This is a genomic window from Candidatus Accumulibacter phosphatis (assembly GCF_000024165.1).
Lineage (GTDB): Bacteria > Pseudomonadota > Gammaproteobacteria > Burkholderiales > Rhodocyclaceae > Accumulibacter > Accumulibacter phosphatis.
Genome location: NC_013194.1, coordinates 744,345 through 761,163, shown reverse-complemented (window position 1 = coordinate 761,163; position 16,819 = coordinate 744,345). Strand labels below are relative to the sequence as shown.

Below are 16,819 nucleotides of genomic sequence, written 5' to 3'. Positions count from 1 at the left end.
CGATGATGACGGGGGAGACGAACTGTGCATGAGGTGATGCTGGCGCTGCTGCGCAGCGTCAAGACGCTCGGCCGCGGCCGGGTCTGGCTGCTGTTGCTGGGACCAGCCGCGGTGGCACTGGTGGTCTGGATCGGGCTCGCGCTCTTCTTCCTCGAGACCCTGATCGGCAGCCTGATCGAGCAGCCGCCCTTGACCTGGCTGGCCGGCTGGGGGGCGCTCTGGCTGGCCAAGTTCGCGGCCGTGCTCGGCGGCTGGCTGCTGGTGCTCGCCGCGGCATTCGTTACCGCGATGCTGCTGGCGGCGCTTTTCGTCATGCCACTCCTGCTCGAACATGTGGCGGCGGCCGACTATCCGGAACTGGCGCGCCTCGGCAAGGACAGCCTGGCGGCAGCGGCATGGAACAGCATTTCGGCGGTACTCCTGTTCATCGTCGGCTGGCTGCTGACGCTGCCACTCTGGCTGATCCCCGGCTTTGCCCTGCTGCTGCCGATTCTCTGGATGGCCTGGCTGACGCGCCGCACTTTTGCTTACGACGCGCTGACCCTGCATGCGACCGACGAGGAATGGCGCGCGCTGCGCCGCCAGAACGGCTTTCCGCTGCTGCTCCTCGGCGTCATCCTGGCGCTGCTCACGCACATCCCGGTCGTCGGCTTGCTGACACCCACGCTGGCGGCACTGGCCTATACTCACTACTGCCTCGAGGCGCTGCGCCGCTGGCGGCAAGGCGCCGTCGTCACGGCCGGCAGGCAGCCACTTACGGAGAAGGAAGCGACATGAGTTTCGGGGCGATCATCCTCGGTGACGAGATCCTGTCGGGAAAACGCGTCGACCGGCACTTTGCGAAGATTGCCGAGTTGCTTGCGCTGCGAGGTCTACGCCTGGCCTGGGTCGAGTACCTCGGCGACGAGCGTTCGCGCATCGCCGCCACGCTCCGGCGCACTCTGGCTGCCGGCGATGTGGTCTTCAGCTTCGGCGGAATCGGCAATACGCCCGACGACCATACCCGGCAGGCAGTAGCGGAGGCGCTGGATGTCGATCTGGTTCTGCATCCGGACGCCGAACGGGAAATCCGGGCCCGTTTCGGCGCCGAGATCACCGACGTTCGCCTGCTGCTCGGCACCTTCCCGCGCGGCGTCGATATCATCCCCAACCCGTTCAACCGGATTCCGGGGTTTCGTGTTCGCGATCACCACTTCCTGCCGGGTTTCCCGCAGATGGCGCACCCGATGGCCGAGTGGGCGCTCGACACCTTCTATGCGCATCTCTTCAACCAGCGTCCAACGGTCGAAAGGGCCTGCCTGCTGACCGGCGCGAATGCCTACGAGAGCGCACTGCTCGATCTGATGGAACGGGTCGTCGCCGATTTTCCGGCGCTGCGCCTCTTCAGCCTGCCGTCGATCTCGGAAGACGGGCAGCGGCGACACCTGGAGCTTGGTGTCGAGGGCGACCCGGCACTGGTCGATCGGGCAATGGCAGCGATCAGGCAGGAGGTCGAGCGGCGCGCCATCCACTGGGAGTGGCGGCCATAGAACGGCGACCGTAGCGCGGCGACCCGGGAAGGCGACCGGTAGACGAGAAAACCCCGGCCAAAACCGGGGTTCGTCAGCGATCAGGCGCGCATCGCGCGCCTGAAGATCACTTCTTCGGGGTCAGAGCCGCTGCTGCCTGGGCGGTAGCGCTGGTGGCCGCCTTGACATTGGAATCGACGATGTCGGTCATCTGCTTGGCCATCTGGGAGATGTTTTCGAAGGCGGTGCTCGACGCGTTCATCATCTGCTTCATCGCCGCGCCGAATACGTCACCGGCGATCGGCGTCGCCACGCCGGTCTTCTCGATCAGTCCCGACGCGTTGTGGCGCATCGTGCTGTACTGGTCTTCCATGACCGACGTGATTTCCCGCTGCATGTTGGCGGCCAGTTCATACAAACTGCGCGAGTATTCCATCAGCTTGTCGACGTTCGGCCGGGCCAGCGAAGCGGCGACATCCTTGAGCTGCTGCGGATCCTTGACACCCATCAGCTGCTGCGCGCCGGAGGTGCCGGTGTTGAACAGTTCGCGGCTCGCCGAAAGGTTGAGTGCGGACAGTTGCTCCAGCCCGTGAAAAGCCGTGCGAACCAGGGTCATCATGACTTGTGCGTTGGCCTTCTGGCTCTGGGCGAGTTGTTCTAGATCGATAGTGCTCATGGATATCTCCGTTTTATGGCAATGGTAATGCGCGTGACGGCTACTCGGGGGCGCGTCGCCGCAGCGACACGCTTTTTCCGCTCCCGCCGGAATACTGATTTCGGACTGTGCTCAGACGAGGACTCGAAACAGGCCTGAGAGCAGGCTCCCGAACCGCAGCGGGAGCCTCTCGCATGCCTTGCTGGTGAGACGGCGGCATCGAGCCCGTCCATCAAGGCCCAGGCAGACCTACTTCTTGACGTTCGCGGCGGTGGCGCCAACTGCCTTGACGGTAGCGTTGGTAGCCGCGGCAACGTTGGCCTCGGCGATGTCGGCAACCTGCTTGGCCGCCTTGTTCATGCTGTCGAAGGCCGAGGTGGCCGAGGCGATTGCCGACTTGACGGCTGACACCGCAACGTCCGAACCCACCGGCGCATTCTTCGTGGCCTTCTCGAGCAGAGCCAGAGTCTGCTTCTGGAAATCGCTGAACTGCGCTTCGAGCAGTTTGGTGATCTCTTCCTTCGACTGAGCCGAGATTTCATAGACGCTGCGGGTATAGGCCACGGCCTTCTCGAGGCTGGGCTGCGCCAGCGAAGCCTGAACCGAGAAGAATTCCTGCGGGTCCTTGGCACCCAGCATCGCCTTGGCGTTGGCAACGCCGTCCTCGAGCATCGAGCGGGCCGTATTCAGGTTCAGCGCGGCAATGCGCTCGGCGCTGGCCAGAGCGGTGTTGGCAAGGGTCAGCATGGCATCAACGGAAGCCTTGTTGGCAGCAGCGAATTGTTCGGGCGTGGTGAACATGGTCAATCTCCTCATTTAAAGTGGGGGCACAACACAACATGTGCAATGGTTAACTCGCTGACCCTTGTGCGTCACCGCACTCCGATCTTTTGTTGCACTGCACCATGGAGCGAATTATAAACCTCTGAACTCGCTTGTCAAGCACTTTATTGTGCGTCGCACAATCTACACAACACGTTGATTTACAGGAAACATCATGAAACCCGTCGACGCCGGGAGCGATTCGACGGGGGCGATTGGTGCGTCGCACCAGAAAGAATCGCGGGATGGTCAGTCGATGGGTGGGCCGCGCCACCGCGAACCAGAGGCCCTGCCGCACGGCGCCGGGCCAAGCGCTGGCGGCGGTGCCTGCGCCGACGGCAATGGTAACTGGCCGACAAACGGAAGCGGCTGGCGATTCAATCCGCTGCCGGCTTGACGTTCGACGCGGGCTTGAGGCTCAGTGCCGGGCCTTTCTGATCAGTCGCCGCTTTCTGGTCAGCCGGCTTCTCGTCCTTGCTCTTCGGCTGAATGATCGCCCGCACTCTTGCCTGCGCTGCGCCAGTGGCCGTCTTCGTGGCGCCGCCGCTATTCACGGCGTATTTCTCGTTCAGCGCGTCGTAGGAGATATAGGGGCCCCTGACCTCGTCCGCTCCACTCTGGACCCAGGCGCGGATGAAGAACTGGGTTACTTCGCTCCGTGCATCGTGCTCGATGCGCTCCGCCTCGCCTTCCATCCATTCGTCGACGCCCTCGCGTTTCTGCCGGAAACGGGCGAGGCCGTTGGCGCCACCAGTGGCCACCCCCTTCTGGAAACCGTCGGCGTCGTCGGTAACGACCAGCCGATTGGTACGCAGCTCCAGGGTCCCCTGGATCATCACGACATTGCCTTCGAGTGTCTTGACCTTCTTGATATCGTCTATGCTCATCCGGTCCGCTTCGAGGTGAATCGGCTTGTCGCGGTCTGCGCGCTCGGCTTGCGCCGGCAGCGACAGGACGATCAGGAGGCTACTCGCGCAGGCGCAACAAAGGGTCGTCTTCATATCTATGGTTTCGTCTTGGCCGGATGGCTGGCAATCTCTCCGGTGACCTGGGATTCCAGCAGGTAAGTCTGCAACTTGTTGTCGATCTGCATGCCGACGCCCTGTACCCACGACTTGCCCTGAGTAATCACTACCCGGCTCTTCGTGAAGGCCTGTTCCTCATCGGTGAGAACCGTCAGGTCGGGAGTTTCGAGTACGAGTTCCGCCTGCCTGTCGGTCGCAGCACGCCGCACCTCGACGCGTTCACTGAGCTCGACGCGCTCACCCTTGGGGCTCACGTGTCCGCGCACGGCGCTTATGGTGACCGTCGGCTTGGTCGGGTCGAAGTACTCAAGTTTGGGATTGGTCAGGTCGGCAGTATCGTCATCGGGGTAATGTCGAATCTCGTCGGCAACCAGCGTGTAGAGCAGCTGGCCTGACTTGTCGAGTTTGTGCGCGGTCGCCGTAGTGACGATGAAATCAGGATCGTGGCGACTCTTGCCGTCGTTGCGCTCGTCCGGCAACTCGGTCGCATAGCGCAACCAGAAGCTCAACACGGCCAGCGCCAGCAGAAGGGTCAACGGCAGGGCCGCGCTGCTCCAGCGTTTCATCGCTCGACCACCGGAAGATACGGCGCCAGCACGGCAGCGAGTTTGTCCTGCGCTTCAAGTATGAACTCACAGACCTCGCGCACGGCACCCCGACCGCCCCAGCGAGTAGCGATCAGCGAAGCATGACTTTGCACCAGCGCATGGCCATCACCTGGGGTCGCGGAAAAACCGCAGGCGCTCATCAGCGGCAGGTCAGGCAGGTCGTCGCCCATGTAGCCGGCAACATCGGCTGTCAAGCCGAGTTCGACGAGCAGCGAATTCATCACGGCGAGCTTGTTGTCGACACCCTGGAACAGGTAGCCGATGCCAAGGTTGCTGGCGCGCAACTCGACGCAGCGCGCACGCCGGCCGGTAATGATCGCGACCTTGACACCTGCCTGTTGCAGCATCTTCAGGCCATGCCCATCGAGGGTGTTGAAGGCCTTGATCTCGACGCCGTCGTCGGTATAGAAGAGCGAGCCATCGGTGAGCACGCCGTCGACGTCGAAAGCCATCAGCTTGAGGCGGCCGGCGCACGCGGTCGCGGATTCGCGGACGACGGGCATCAGATCACCTTGGCCTTGAACAGGTCGTGCATGTTGAGGGCACCGACCAGAACGCCGGTCGCATCGACCACCGGCAACTGGTTGATCTTGTGCTGCTCCATCATCTCTACCGCCTCCACGGCGAGCCGGTCCGGTCCGATCGAACGCGGTTGGCGCCCCATGATGTCGGTGACGAACAGGTGTCGCGGGTCCGCCTCGCGGCCAAAAGCCCGCCGCAGGTCGCCATCGGTGACGACCCCGATGACCCGGCGCTCAGCAGTCACCACCGCGGTCATGCCGATGCCGCCGCGGGAAATCTCGAGAATGGCCGCGGGGACACTGGTCGCTGGATCGACCTCCGGAATGGCCGCACCGACGCGCATGACGTCGCGCACGTGCGTCAGGAGACGGCGACCGAGCGAGCCGCCGGGGTGCGAACGGGCGAAATCCTCGGGGCCGAAACCACGTGCATCGAGCAGGGCAACCGCCAGCGCATCGCCCAGCGCCAGTACAGCAGTCGTGCTGGCGGTGGGCGCCAGATTGAGCGGACACGCTTCCTGGGCCACCGCGGCGTCGAGGTGAACATCGGCTTCGACGGCCAGCGACGAGGACCGGTTGCCGGTCATGCTGATCAGTCTCGCTCCCTGCCGCTTGATACTCGGGACGATGGTGAGCAGTTCGGCGCTTTCGCCGGAATTGGAAATCGCGATCAGCACGTCGTCGCGGGTGATCATTCCGAGGTCGCCGTGGCTGGCCTCGGCCGGATGCACGAAGAAGGCGGGAGTCCCGGTGCTGGCCAGGGTCGAAGCGATCTTGCGCCCGACATGCCCGGACTTGCCCATGCCGCTGACGATGACCCGACCACGGCAATTGAGGACCAAGCGCAGCGCCTGCAGGAAGGCCCCGTCGATACGGTCGGCCAGCGCCAGGACGGCGTCGGCTTCGATGCGGAGAACCTGCCGTGCCAGATCGAGCGCTTGCGCTGAAGGCTGAATTTGGTTCATGAGCAGGCAGCGGTTATCATGGCGCGAGTATAGCAGAAGCCCCTGGTGCGCTGATCTCGCGCCGACGCCACGACCGCAACGAGGGACAGGACTGATGGCAACGCTACCAACCATTCTGCTGCTGCTGGGCGCTTCGGTGGTTTCGGTGATCGTCTTTCGTTCGGTCAGCCTGCCGCCGGTACTCGGTTACCTGCTGGTCGGCACGCTGATCGGCCCGCACGCCTTCAATCTGGTCGAGGGCTTCGCCGGCGTGCAGCATCTGGCCGAGTTCGGCGTCGTCTTCCTGATGTTCTCGATCGGCCTCGAGTTCTCGCTGCCCAAGCTGTACGCGATGAAGCGCATCGTTTTCGGCCTCGGTCTGCTGCAGGTGCTGGCGACCCTGGCAGTCGTCACCGCCGTTCTTGGTGCCGTGGGATTGAGCTGGCAGGCGGGAGTGGCCCTCGGTGGCGCACTGGCGATGTCGTCTACGGCGGTGCTCACCAAGTTGCTGAACGAGCGCCTCGAACTCGATGCTCCGCATGGCCGCGAGGTGATGGGCGTGCTGCTGTTCCAGGACCTGGCGGTCGTGCCGTTGCTGATCGTGATCCCCTCGTTTTCGGAATCACCCGAGCAGATGGCGACGATGATCGGTCTGGCGATGCTCAAGGCCGTGCTGGTGCTGTCGGTGGTGCTGTTCTTCGGCCAGCGGCTGATGAACAGGTGGTTCTACGTCGTGGCGCGTGGCAAGTCGGCCGAATTGTTCATGCTCAACGTGCTGCTGGTCACGCTCGGCCTGGCGCATCTGACCGAACGTGCCGGCCTGTCGCTGGCGCTCGGCGCCTTTGTCGCCGGCATCCTGATTTCCGAAACCCAGTACCGGCACCAGGTCGAGGAAGACATCAAGCCCTTTCGCGATGTTCTGATGGGCCTGTTCTTCGTCACCATCGGCATGATGCTCGACGTTCCGCTGGTCCTCGCCAATGCGCCGCTCGTCCTGGGCGTGCTGGCGGCGCTGCTGGGCGTGAAGTTCGCACTCATGCTGGGGCTGTCACGGCTGTTCGGGTCAAGCGCCGGCAACGCCACGCGCACCGCTCTCTGGCTCTGCGCCGGTGGCGAATTCGGTTTCGTTCTGCTGTCCGAAATGGGCAGACTGCACCTCGTACCGGCGCTGGCTCTGCAGGCCGTTCTCGCGGCGCTGGTCCTCTCGATGCTGCTGGCGCCGGTGATCGTGCAGTACAGCGACCGCATCGTCCTGCGCTTTGCGGCCAGCGAGTGGCTGATGCGCTCGATGCAACTCACCCGCTTGGCGGCGCAGACGATGAACACCGAGCAGCACGTCGTCATCTGCGGTTACGGCCGTAGCGGCCAGCACCTGGCCCGCTTCATGGAGCAGGAATCCGTCGCCTACGTGGCCCTGGATCTGGATCCCGAACGTGTCCGCGAAGCGGCGGCGGCCGGCGAGAACGTGATGTATGGCGACGCCGCACGCCGCGAAACGCTCGTTGCCGCCGGCGTCGCTCGCGCCAGCGTGCTGATGATCTCCTTTGCCGATACGCGCGCCGCCGAGCGCGTCCTCGAACACGTCCACCGGCTCAAACCGGACCTGCCCGTGGTCGTACGTACGCTCGACGAAAAGGACCTCGACCGACTGCAGCGCGCGGGGGCTGCCGAGGTCGTCCCGGAAACACTCGAAGCGAGCATGGTGCTCGCCGCGCACGCGCTGCGTCACGCCGGCGTCCCCACCGCGCACGTCCTCGAACGTTTCCGCCAGACGCGACTGGTCGGCTACCGGGCGCTGCGCGGCTTCTTCCGCGGCGAAGGCGACGCCGACGACGACGCTCTCGACCGCGACGAGGCGCGCCTGCATTCGATCCTGCTCGTCGACGGCGCACACGCGATCGGGCGTACACTCGGTGAGTTGGCGGTGAATGAACTCGGCGTCGAGGTGACAGCCGTTCGCCGACGCAACATCAGGGCCCCGGAGCCGTCGGCGGAAACCCGCTTTCAGGCTGGCGACGTCGTCGTCCTGTTGGGCGCACCCGGTGCGCTGAACGCGGCCGAGGAACGACTCCTGCAACGGTAAACGGAAGAAGCCCGCAGGCGCGGGCTTCTTTGTTTCCGGGCGACAGAGAGTAGCGCCGCGTGCTCAGTTGGCGAGGCAGACCGTGTACTGCTGGCTGTCGACGATCAAGTTTGTAGCCACGGCGGCGGAACCGCGGGCGGCACCGTTGAGCACCGCCTGCACCGATCCGCCGGCGGTATTGCCGTCGTCCATGGTGGTATCGATCTGCTTCGCGTAGCGTCCGAGGATGCCCGCGGAGCAGACGAAAAGCGACCCGCGCATGTTGGCGATATACGGCGCCGGCAAGCCGGTGGCACTGCTGATGCCGCTCTCGATGCCGATGAAACCGCCGTCGGCATTCCTGGGCCGGTAATTGGGGTCTGTGGTGATCGTAGCGGTCGGGCCGGTCGCCAGATTGGCCAGACGAACGTGCTGCCAGAACACCGAGGTTTCGTCGGTGGTCACTCCCGTGCCGCCGGCGCCACCGGCAAACCAGTCGCCATCGATGCGCCCGTTATTGTTGTCGCAGTTGGTTGCCGCAGCCGATGGCGCGCACGGAGTGGCTGCGACCGCTGCCCCGAAAGACTGCGTCAACTGCGCTGCCGTCTGGTCGCCGGGCAGCGCCTTGAAGCGGTCCTGGTACGCATACACCATGCTCGAGACGGCACGCAGGTCACCGATCATGTTCTTGACCTTGGCGCTGTTGATCAGCTCCTGTCCCTTGAGGACCCCGCCAAGCAGCAGGCCGATGATGACGAGTACAATGGCAATCTCCACCAACGTAAACCCTGACTGTTGCTTTCTCATTGCTTCGTTCACTCCGGGTCGAAAATCACAGTGGTCGTAAAGCATTTTGTGTGCCAGGCAAAAGCCGTCGATACGGGCAACAAGGGTCATCGATCTGTCCAGTTTTCGACACCCCTGTCGAGAGCCGGACTATTGGCGGGCCGACAACCCGACTCCCTGCCGCCAACTGACGAAAGCCGGGCATGACCACGCTGCAGCGCCTGGGTAGCGCGCTGCGCCAGCGCCAGCGTTGGCTGTTGATCGCCTTGCTGGCGCTGCTGCATCTGGCTCTGGTCGCGGATCCCGGCACGTCGTTCGGCTTGCTGTGCTGGCTGGTCGATGTCGGCTTGTTCATCCTCTGGCAACCGTTCATCTATGCCGAAAGAACGGTCGACCTGGGCGGCCTGACGGTGATTGCCCTGGTCCTCGGCTGCGGAATCGCCTGGTACGGCTGGTGGCTGCTGATCATCTGGGTGATCCTGCTGGCCGCGCTCGTCGGCGGACGCGTGATGTTCGTCGATCATCGGCCAACGCGCATCTTCTACCTGATCGCCTTCGCTTACCTGCTGGCGGCATTGCTCTTGTGGCTCGTGCCGAAGGTGGTCGCCAATGCGGCGCCGGTCGGCCCTTCGCTGAATCGCGAGTTCGCCTGGGGAATGCCGGCCTTCCTCTGCGTCATGACACTGCTGCCGCTGTCGCGCGACAGCGACCGTCCCGGCGGAGCGATGGTCGATCTGTTCTACAGCCTGCTCATCTTCCTGCTCATCGCCGTCCTCGTCCTGGGCAGCCTGGCGTTCATGGTGCTACGCCAGTCCGGCTACCTGGAAGCACTGCTCAATACGCTGATGCTGATGGCCACGCTGCTGCTGCTCATCGGCTGGACGTGGAATACGCGGCCGGGGTTCACCGGCATCGACGTGTTCTTCTCGCGCTACCTCCTGACCATCGGCCTGCCCTTCGAGAAATGGCTGCATCGCCTGACGACCCTGGCCGGCGACGAGGCCAATCCGGAACGCTTTCTCGCGCAGGCGCTCGACGAAATGCTCGCTCTCCCCTGGGTCGATGGTGGAAGCTGGGTCGCCGGGGCGAGTGGCGGATCTTTCGGCAACGAGTCGCGTTTTCGTCAGGAATTCCCGGGACACCCCCTGCACCTCACCTTGCACACCCGGCACAAGTTGAGCCCGGCACTGGTCTGGCACTTCCACCTGCTGGCGCAACTGGCCAACGAGCATTACGTCGCCAAGTTGCGTGCTCGCGAGTTGCAGCAGGTCAGCTACCTGCGCGCCATTCATGAGACCGGCGCCCGCCTGACGCACGACGTGAAGAATCTTCTCCAGTCACTCAACAATCTCTGTTATCTGGCACAGACCCTGGAAGGTCGGGCCGACGAGCGGCTCGACCTGCTGCAGCGGCAGTTGCCGCAAATCACCCAGCGCCTGCAACAGACGCTCGGCAAGCTGCAGAAGCCGCAAGCCGAGGTCGGTGGCAGGCTGCCCGCCGAGATGTGGTGGAAGATTCAGCAGCGGCGTTACGCCGATTCGGCGGTGGTCTTCCCCGTCACCAACTTCGACCCGGAGGCGCTGGTGCCGACCGCGCTCTTCGACAGCGTCATCGACAATCTGCTGCAGAACGCGCTGCTCAAGCGCCGATCTGAGGAGGGTCTGCAGGTGCGTGTGGCACTCGCGCCCGACGCTTCGCTGCTCAGCGTGTGCGATACGGGAAGCGCGGTCAGCGAGGAAGTGCTCGCCCATTTGCTGCGCACACCGGTGACCTCCGAGAGCGGTCTCGGCATCGGGCTCTACCACGCCGCGCGACAGGCCGAGGGCTGCGGCTACGATCTGTCGCTGACCAGCAATCGGCCGGGCGAGGTGTGCTTCGCGTTGCGCCGGCACGCGGGCACTGCCACAGCGGTAGCGGGCTAGGCGTCGACCGTCGTGGCGGATCGCCGACCGATGAGGCGATGCACCACCATGTTTCCCTTGCCCTTCAGGTAGATCGTCTGTGGTTCCCGAAAATCGAAGCGATCCCGCAAGCGCCGATAGCTGCGCTCGTCGACCTGCACCATACCTGGAACTCCCTCGCTGGTGACCCGGCTGGCGATGTTGACCGTGTCGCCCCACAGGTCGTAGATGAACTTCTTCTTGCCGACGACACCGGCAACGACCGGGCCGGTACCGATGCCGATACGCAGTTCGAGGCGCATCTCGTTGATGCTGAAATCGTCATGCAGCAGCGCGCACATCTCGAGGGCCATATCGGCCAATGCCTCGGCACAGTCGCTGCGTGCATCGTTGAGGCCCGCAGCGACCATGTAGGCATCGCCGATGGTCTTGATCTTTTCAAGACCATACCTTTCAGCGAGTTCGTCGAACGACGAGAAGATCTTGTTCAGCATCGTGAAGACCTGCTGCGGCGTCAGCCCCTCGGCAACCCTGGTGAAGTTCACGATATCGGCGAACATCACCGAAACCTCGGCAAAACCGTCAGCGATCGTCTGGCTGCTGTTCTTCAGGCGCTCGGCAATCGGCCCCGGAAGAACGTTGAGAAGCAACCTCTCGGAGCGCTCCTGTTCGACCTGCAGCAGGCGATGCGCTTCCTGCAGCCGCGCCTGGGCCTGATGCTTTTCCGTGTCGGAGTAGCGAAGCAGCAGGTAGACGATGGTCGATACGGCCGCAAAGTTGAGTGCGAAGAAGAATGCCGCGGTCTGCGGCGATACCTTGTCCCCGGACAAGGGCAGCGAGTCGGCGAGGTAGAAATCAAACACGCCGGAAAGCGTGGTGAGAAAGACGTAGGCGAAAAACCAGGCTCCCGACTGTCGCGGACCAATGAACAGGACGGCGCCGATGGGAGCGAGCAAGGCCCAGATGCTGATGCCGCTGGCGGTGATGAAGCTACCGATGCTCCACTGCGCCACGAAGGGCGTGAACAGGAACAGCGACAACTGGAGGACGCGGAAGGCGTTGAAGTTGAGCGTCTTGAGATAAACGAGCAGATTGCCGACAAGCAGGAGTTGCACGGCAAACGGCAGGTTGGACGAGAAGCGCGGCCCGAGTTGCCAGTAGATCAGCAACCAGACCATCGACGCCAGGCTGATCAAGCCGGTGGCGAAAAACAGGAGGGACTTCTGCAGCCGCAGTTCTTCGTCGTCGCCGGGCGAGATGCCGGCGTTGCGCAACCTGTCGAGGAAGGTCTGATCGGCACCCACCTACGGCAACCTGCCGACGCTGATCATGCGATTGAAGAGAACACCCGGCGAAATCCACATCACCTCGTCGTCGAACGTCGCCGTTGGCGTCTTGCTGACGAAGTCATAGTTGGCCATCGTCACAACACCGGCAGGGTTGATCAACTGGTTGTCCTGCTCGTCGACGTCAGCCCCCGCCGGCAATTGTGTTCCTCCGGGCGTATAGGCCCCGTTGCCGTTCTTGCCGTGGGAAATCACGACAGCCGGAACTTTGCTGGCAATGACGCTGCCCCCGGCAGTGGAGCGTACGTCCAAGCCCCCCAGGGACGCGAGCACAAAGCTGTAGCCCGGCGTGCACGGCGCCCCCACGGCATAGGAAGGTGCCACGCACTGGGCGAAAACCGGAGTGACTCGATACGTGTAGCGGCGCCCCCAGGCGTCGGTTTCCTTGACACCCAGGGTCGCCCAAGGCAGCACACCGGCGAGCGGGGCGCACTGACCGGTGACGGTATTGAACTGTTCGGTCCCGTCACCCGCCGTCGCCGCCGGGCAAGGCAGACGGCCGTTGACCGCGGCATAGCCGAGCAGCGCCTCGCGGATCTCCGCCAGAGATGCGCGCGTATCGCTGGCATTGCGCGCATCCATCTGCGCCGACAGCGGCACCAGCAAACCGCCGATCAGCAGCGACACGATCACCAGCACGACGGCCAGTTCCGTCAAGGTGAATCCGGCGCTCGGCAGGGCCTGCAATGGGCGTCCGCTCACGGCAGACACCTCACCAGATCGGTAGCCGGAGTGCGCCAATTGAAGACCGACGCGCCGGCAAAGTCGCTAGCGCTGGCAGTCGGCACGTTGAACGAGGTCGCGTTGACACCTTCCAGATAGTTCGCCCGGTTCGCTTTATCAGTCGAGGTGCTGCGGCTCTGGCCAGCCGTCCGGCGACCGGCGAAGATCAGAACACGGTTGCAGACATCGGACGACAAGCCGCCATCGATGGTGATCCTGGACGGACTCGGCAACTGCGCGAGAAAAAGCATCTCTTTCCAGTTCTTGCAGAACTCCCGGTTGTCTGCGCCGGTTGCGGACGTGCAGAGGAGGTTGTCGGTTCCTTTGTTGCCGGCTACTACTATAGTCTGCAGATGTGCCCGGAAGGTCGCGTCGTCAAGGAGGTTGCCGATCGCGTCCCTGAAATCGCGACGCCGGATCAAGGGATCGAAGATCTGACCAACGCTCAGGAAGGTGAAGCGATCGTTGTAGTGGGGGTAATTGACGACCATCACGAACTGCTTGTTGTTGCTGTCCGACGCCACCCTGTTGTTGGTGCTGTCCGTGTAGTAGTTGACCTGGCCGGCGAGCGCATTCGTACCATTGAAGGCATCGAGATAATTGCGGGCATCGTAGTTGCCTCCGCATTCCGTATAGGCGGCGTCGGCCAGCGCACGACTCTGACCGTCGAGCGCTGGCCCCGGGGAGACGAGCAAGGCGGCGAGATTGACCGCGAGGAAAGCACCGTTGGCGTTGATGACGTCGATCTGGCCGAGCGTATCCCAGTTGAACACGTCGGTCTTCAGGAGATCGGTATCCTTCTTGAAACGACCTGACACCACGTACCACAGGCATTGCCCCGTGCTGTCACGCAACGGTCCCGTGTCCAGGGTCTTCCAGGGAAACTTGCCGATAACCGAAAGATCCTTGCCGTCCTCGGCAAAGGTTCCTGAAGCGTATCCCTCAGCGGGTGCGCCCACGTTGACGCCCAAGTCCGGCAAGCGCAGGTAGCCGGCATCGTTGATCGACACGCGTGTGACCGCCTCGTCGACCAGCGCCTGCCTGGCCTCGGCCAGCGCCGCCGCGGATTTCTCCTCACGCGCCAGTTGGAACTGGGTGGCACTGAGTTGCCCGACGAAAAGATACAGTCCGAACAAGGACAGCAGCGTCAGCAGCGCCAGCAGCGCCACCCCACGCTGCTGGTACGGACTACCCACGGTATCGTTGCTCTTGCACATGTGTGCCTCCCACGTGCACGGTGGAAACGCGATTAACGGATCTCACCGCCGGTTACCGTTATGCCTATCTTGTCGCCGGTGGCCGAGCCCTGACCAGGACCTGTCCGCCGCTCAGCAAATCACTCGCCTGACCCGTGGTGCGATTGACCGTCTCGCCAACACGCGCCCTGGCGGCCGGCGAATCATTGGCTTCGACCAGAACTTTGCCCGGATCGCCTCGCCGCGGTGTCACGGTCAGACCACTCGCCACGTCATCTTCATTCTGCGGGCTACCGTTCACCCAGGCCGTACGTTTGCCGCTGCTGCGTGTGACGATGCCGTCGATGGTCAGCGTCGGATCGGCGGGGACCTGCTGTTTGTCGAGGACGTTCATCTCGCGTTGGCGGTCGAGTTGCTGGCGACGCTCAGGGGTAAAGAACAGCCGACCCAGGGACTCTTCGGCGCCAGTGGACGCACCCGGCACGAGAACAAACAGCCACGCGCCAATGGCAAGAGAGCGGCGTGCTAACGACGAGCACTTGAGCATGGGCTTTCTTCCTCCTCGCGACTGGCAATCGACCTACTTCCGGCTGACTTCGCGCAAGGTCAGCCAGTCGATTTCGCACTCCGCCGACAGGTTTGCGCGCCGGCCACTACGTTCGTCGGCACTTGCCGGCAGGCGCGCCACGTCACAACTGCGGACGCGAATGAGCGCCTTCGCCCGGCTGCGCAAGTCGCCGATCAAGCGTGTCAGGTCCTCCTCATGCAACAATCGAAACTGCAGCTTCATCGCGCTGGAGTAGAACGCGTAACTGCCGGTCGGGTTGCCGTCGAGCAGACGCTGTGGCGCGATTTCGTATTGCAGGTCGATCAGACGACGTTTGTCGCGAATCTCCTTCAACAACTCCACCCACTCGAGGCGCTGTTCCGGGCCAATGATGCCACGCTCCTGCAGCCGAGTGAACAGGATGGATTTCTGCTTGATTTCGATTTCCTCGTCGCGCACCTGCTTGAGCTTGCCATCCGACTCCTGCCGTTGCGCCATGACGAGATCTCTGGCCAGTTCAGCGCGCGTCTTGGCGCTGTGCGAGAAATAGAGCGCCGCCGCGCCTATGGCGATCATCAGCAGCGCCACCCAGAGGCTGGCCTGAATCTTCCGGTAATCGCTGCGAAGAAACTTCATGAGCCGATCGCCCGGCGGATCTGCACCTTGAACGGGCGTGGCTGGTTCTCTTCCAAATCGGCATCAGCCCCCTTGAGTGCCTTGCCGGACTCGACGTCGAATGGTTGCAGGAGCACCTCCACGGTCAGCTTCGGGTTGCTCTTCAGGGCGTCGACCAGACGGTTGAAGGCCGCCAGGACCTGCCGCGGGTTACTGTCGGGGCCCAGCCGCAGGGTACCGCGCACGATCGCACTCTCCTGGTCGGCGGCAAGCGGCGCGTTGCGTGCGGCATCAGCGTTAACCGGAATCCGCGACAACTCCAACGCCCCGCTCTTCCATTCGATGCCATCGAGTTCCACGGACGCCGCACTGTCCAGGGCTCGGCTGATTTCGCGGTAGAGGTAGGCGGGCGACCCGCTGCTTCTTTCGAGCTCGGCGTAGCGATTGATAACTGCACGCAGGCTCTCGTTGCTTGTCGGAATCGGCGGAAAGGTTCTGACGATTTCATCGTAGCGCTGACGCGCGAGAGCCGTTTCCGCGCCGAGCGCTTCGCTCTCCTGATTGAGCCGGTACGCGTCGAGGAACTGTCGCCCCGACAGCAGCACGCTGCCGAACAAGGCGACTGCCCCCACCGCGCGGAGAACCGAGCGGACGAGCGAGAGATAGTAGTCATGGCGCTGCTCGTCGCTAGCGAACTGAGCGCGTGGAGCAGCCATCGCGAGAAGGTCGAGGAAGATGGACTCGCAACGCGTATCCGCCGGCAGTGTCCTGAGACCGCACTTGCGCGCGCAGTCCTCGATATCGAGAACGACGAACGACAGCGTCTCCGTGTCGGCACAACTGCTCTCGATCGCCACCCTGGCGTTCGCGTGCGCCATGAGATAGGCGGTGATCGGCTGCCGCCGAGCGATCAGGCGCTGACTCACCAGATACTGCTGAAGCTTCAGCGATTCCGTCGAGAAGGTCTGCGCCATGCCGGCAATACTGCTCTGGTGCAGCGGTGTCAGGCGGCTGAAGTGCAGTTCGCCCTTTTCCAGATAGCTCTGGCGAATGCTCTGATCCTGAATGGTCAACAGCAGGCAGCGCTCGTCGGCGATGCCAAGCTTCCTGAGCAGCCTCGGCACAAGCAAGGGCAGCGAGTAGACGCCGGCGAGCGCCACCTCGGCACGTGCCAGTGCGGCCAGCCAGGGGGCAAAGAAATCGTGGTTGGTGAGCGCGGCAAGCAGGATGCGCTCGTCCTTGCGTCGCGATTTTTCGTGCCCAAGCGAGATCGATGTCGTCAGCGGGGCGTTGAAGAAGAATTGCCCGAGCTTGCGCGCGATAATCGCCGCACGATCGGCACCCCGCAGGAAGGGAATCGTTTCGAGGTGGAAACCCTCGTCCGCGACGTTGACCAGGATCGAGAAGATGCTCTTCGCGTTTGCCGCGAGATACCCGGCAAACGCCTGCTGCCCGGCTTCGCTGTTGTCGAACGAGGCCTCGTCGGCCAACACCCCGGCTTGCCAGCGGCAGGCCGTCATCTGATGGGCACTGAGGTAAAGAAGGTGGCGAGAACGCATG

17 protein-coding genes are annotated in these 16,819 nt (G+C 63.4%); 4 read left to right on the top strand and 13 right to left on the bottom strand.

Annotated features, from left to right (window positions below; genetic code table 11):
• Positions 1-24 precede the first annotated feature (24 nt).
• Together CAP2UW1_RS03235 and CAP2UW1_RS03230 are read left to right on the top strand one after the other, a co-directional pair.
• Positions 25-777 carry an EI24 domain-containing protein gene (locus tag CAP2UW1_RS03235; RefSeq protein WP_015765240.1) on the top strand — a complete coding sequence of 251 codons (753 nt, stop codon included), beginning with the start codon at positions 25-27 and terminating at the stop codon, positions 775-777.
• Positions 774-1,529, top strand: coding sequence for a competence/damage-inducible protein A (locus tag CAP2UW1_RS03230; protein ID WP_015765239.1), 756 nt, complete (start codon positions 774-776; stop codon positions 1,527-1,529). Before CAP2UW1_RS03235 ends, CAP2UW1_RS03230 begins: the two co-directional genes overlap by 4 nt.
• 106 nt (positions 1,530-1,635) lie before the next feature.
• Here CAP2UW1_RS03230 and CAP2UW1_RS03225 read toward each other — a convergent pair whose 3' ends face one another.
• The 6 genes from CAP2UW1_RS03225 to CAP2UW1_RS03195 all read right to left on the bottom strand — a co-directional run bounded on the left by CAP2UW1_RS03225 (position 1,636) and on the right by CAP2UW1_RS03195 (position 6,104).
• Positions 1,636-2,184, bottom strand: coding sequence for a phasin family protein (locus CAP2UW1_RS03225; protein WP_015765238.1), 549 nt, complete (start codon positions 2,182-2,184; stop codon positions 1,636-1,638).
• Positions 2,185-2,412: 228 nt separating this feature from the next.
• Positions 2,413-2,964, bottom strand: coding sequence for a phasin family protein (locus tag CAP2UW1_RS03220; protein ID WP_015765237.1), 552 nt, complete (start codon positions 2,962-2,964; stop codon positions 2,413-2,415).
• Between the two features lie 398 nt (positions 2,965-3,362).
• Positions 3,363-3,986 (bottom strand): lipopolysaccharide transport periplasmic protein LptA, encoded by a 624-nt coding sequence (gene lptA / locus CAP2UW1_RS03210; protein WP_015765235.1) that lies wholly within the window; start codon positions 3,984-3,986, stop codon positions 3,363-3,365.
• Positions 3,987-3,988: 2 nt separating this feature from the next.
• A complete protein-coding gene (gene lptC / locus CAP2UW1_RS03205) occupies positions 3,989-4,576 on the bottom strand; it encodes an LPS export ABC transporter periplasmic protein LptC (protein ID WP_015765234.1) in 588 nt (195 codons plus the stop codon).
• Positions 4,573-5,121, bottom strand: a complete 549-nt coding sequence (locus CAP2UW1_RS03200) for a KdsC family phosphatase (RefSeq protein ID WP_015765233.1) — start codon at positions 5,119-5,121, stop codon at positions 4,573-4,575. The genes lptC and CAP2UW1_RS03200 overlap by 4 nt, the downstream gene beginning before the upstream one ends.
• Positions 5,121-6,104, bottom strand: coding sequence for a KpsF/GutQ family sugar-phosphate isomerase (locus CAP2UW1_RS03195; RefSeq protein WP_015765232.1), 984 nt, complete (start codon positions 6,102-6,104; stop codon positions 5,121-5,123). The genes CAP2UW1_RS03200 and CAP2UW1_RS03195 overlap by 1 nt, the downstream gene beginning before the upstream one ends.
• Before the next feature lie 94 nt (positions 6,105-6,198).
• Here CAP2UW1_RS03195 and CAP2UW1_RS03190 point away from each other — a divergent pair, with 94 nt between their 5' ends.
• On the top strand, positions 6,199-8,166 hold the full coding sequence (locus CAP2UW1_RS03190; protein WP_015765231.1) for a monovalent cation:proton antiporter family protein: 1,968 nt from the start codon (positions 6,199-6,201) through the stop codon (positions 8,164-8,166).
• Positions 8,167-8,229: 63 nt separating this feature from the next.
• Here CAP2UW1_RS03190 and CAP2UW1_RS03185 read toward each other — a convergent pair whose 3' ends face one another.
• Positions 8,230-8,952, bottom strand: a complete 723-nt coding sequence (locus tag CAP2UW1_RS03185) for a prepilin-type N-terminal cleavage/methylation domain-containing protein (protein ID WP_041567677.1) — start codon at positions 8,950-8,952, stop codon at positions 8,230-8,232.
• Positions 8,953-9,134: 182 nt separating this feature from the next.
• On the opposite strand from CAP2UW1_RS03185, the gene CAP2UW1_RS03180 reads away from it, so the two are divergent.
• Positions 9,135-10,853, top strand: a complete 1,719-nt coding sequence (locus tag CAP2UW1_RS03180; RefSeq protein ID WP_015765229.1) for an ATP-binding protein — start codon at positions 9,135-9,137, stop codon at positions 10,851-10,853.
• Here CAP2UW1_RS03180 and CAP2UW1_RS03175 read toward each other — a convergent pair.
• The 6 genes from CAP2UW1_RS03175 to CAP2UW1_RS03150 all read right to left on the bottom strand — a co-directional run bounded on the left by CAP2UW1_RS03175 (position 10,850) and on the right by CAP2UW1_RS03150 (position 16,818).
• Positions 10,850-12,136, bottom strand: coding sequence for an adenylate/guanylate cyclase domain-containing protein (locus CAP2UW1_RS03175; RefSeq protein WP_015765228.1), 1,287 nt, complete (start codon positions 12,134-12,136; stop codon positions 10,850-10,852). The genes CAP2UW1_RS03180 and CAP2UW1_RS03175 overlap by 4 nt on opposite strands.
• Positions 12,137-12,880, bottom strand: a complete 744-nt coding sequence (locus CAP2UW1_RS03170) for a type II secretion system protein (RefSeq protein WP_015765227.1) — start codon at positions 12,878-12,880, stop codon at positions 12,137-12,139.
• Entirely contained in the window at positions 12,877-14,118 is a 1,242-nt protein-coding gene (locus CAP2UW1_RS03165; RefSeq protein ID WP_015765226.1) for a hypothetical protein, read from the bottom strand. The genes CAP2UW1_RS03170 and CAP2UW1_RS03165 overlap by 4 nt, the downstream gene beginning before the upstream one ends.
• Before the next feature lie 64 nt (positions 14,119-14,182).
• Positions 14,183-14,644, bottom strand: coding sequence for a hypothetical protein (locus tag CAP2UW1_RS23510; RefSeq protein WP_015765225.1), 462 nt, complete (start codon positions 14,642-14,644; stop codon positions 14,183-14,185).
• Between the two features lie 33 nt (positions 14,645-14,677).
• Positions 14,678-15,280 carry a hypothetical protein gene (locus CAP2UW1_RS03155; protein ID WP_015765224.1) on the bottom strand — a complete coding sequence of 201 codons (603 nt, stop codon included), beginning with the start codon at positions 15,278-15,280 and terminating at the stop codon, positions 14,678-14,680.
• Positions 15,277-16,818: a hypothetical protein gene (locus CAP2UW1_RS03150; RefSeq protein ID WP_015765223.1), complete on the bottom strand. Its 1,542-nt coding sequence runs from the start codon at positions 16,816-16,818 to the stop codon at positions 15,277-15,279. Before CAP2UW1_RS03150 ends, CAP2UW1_RS03155 begins: the two co-directional genes overlap by 4 nt.
• Between the last annotated feature and the right edge of the window lies 1 nt (position 16,819).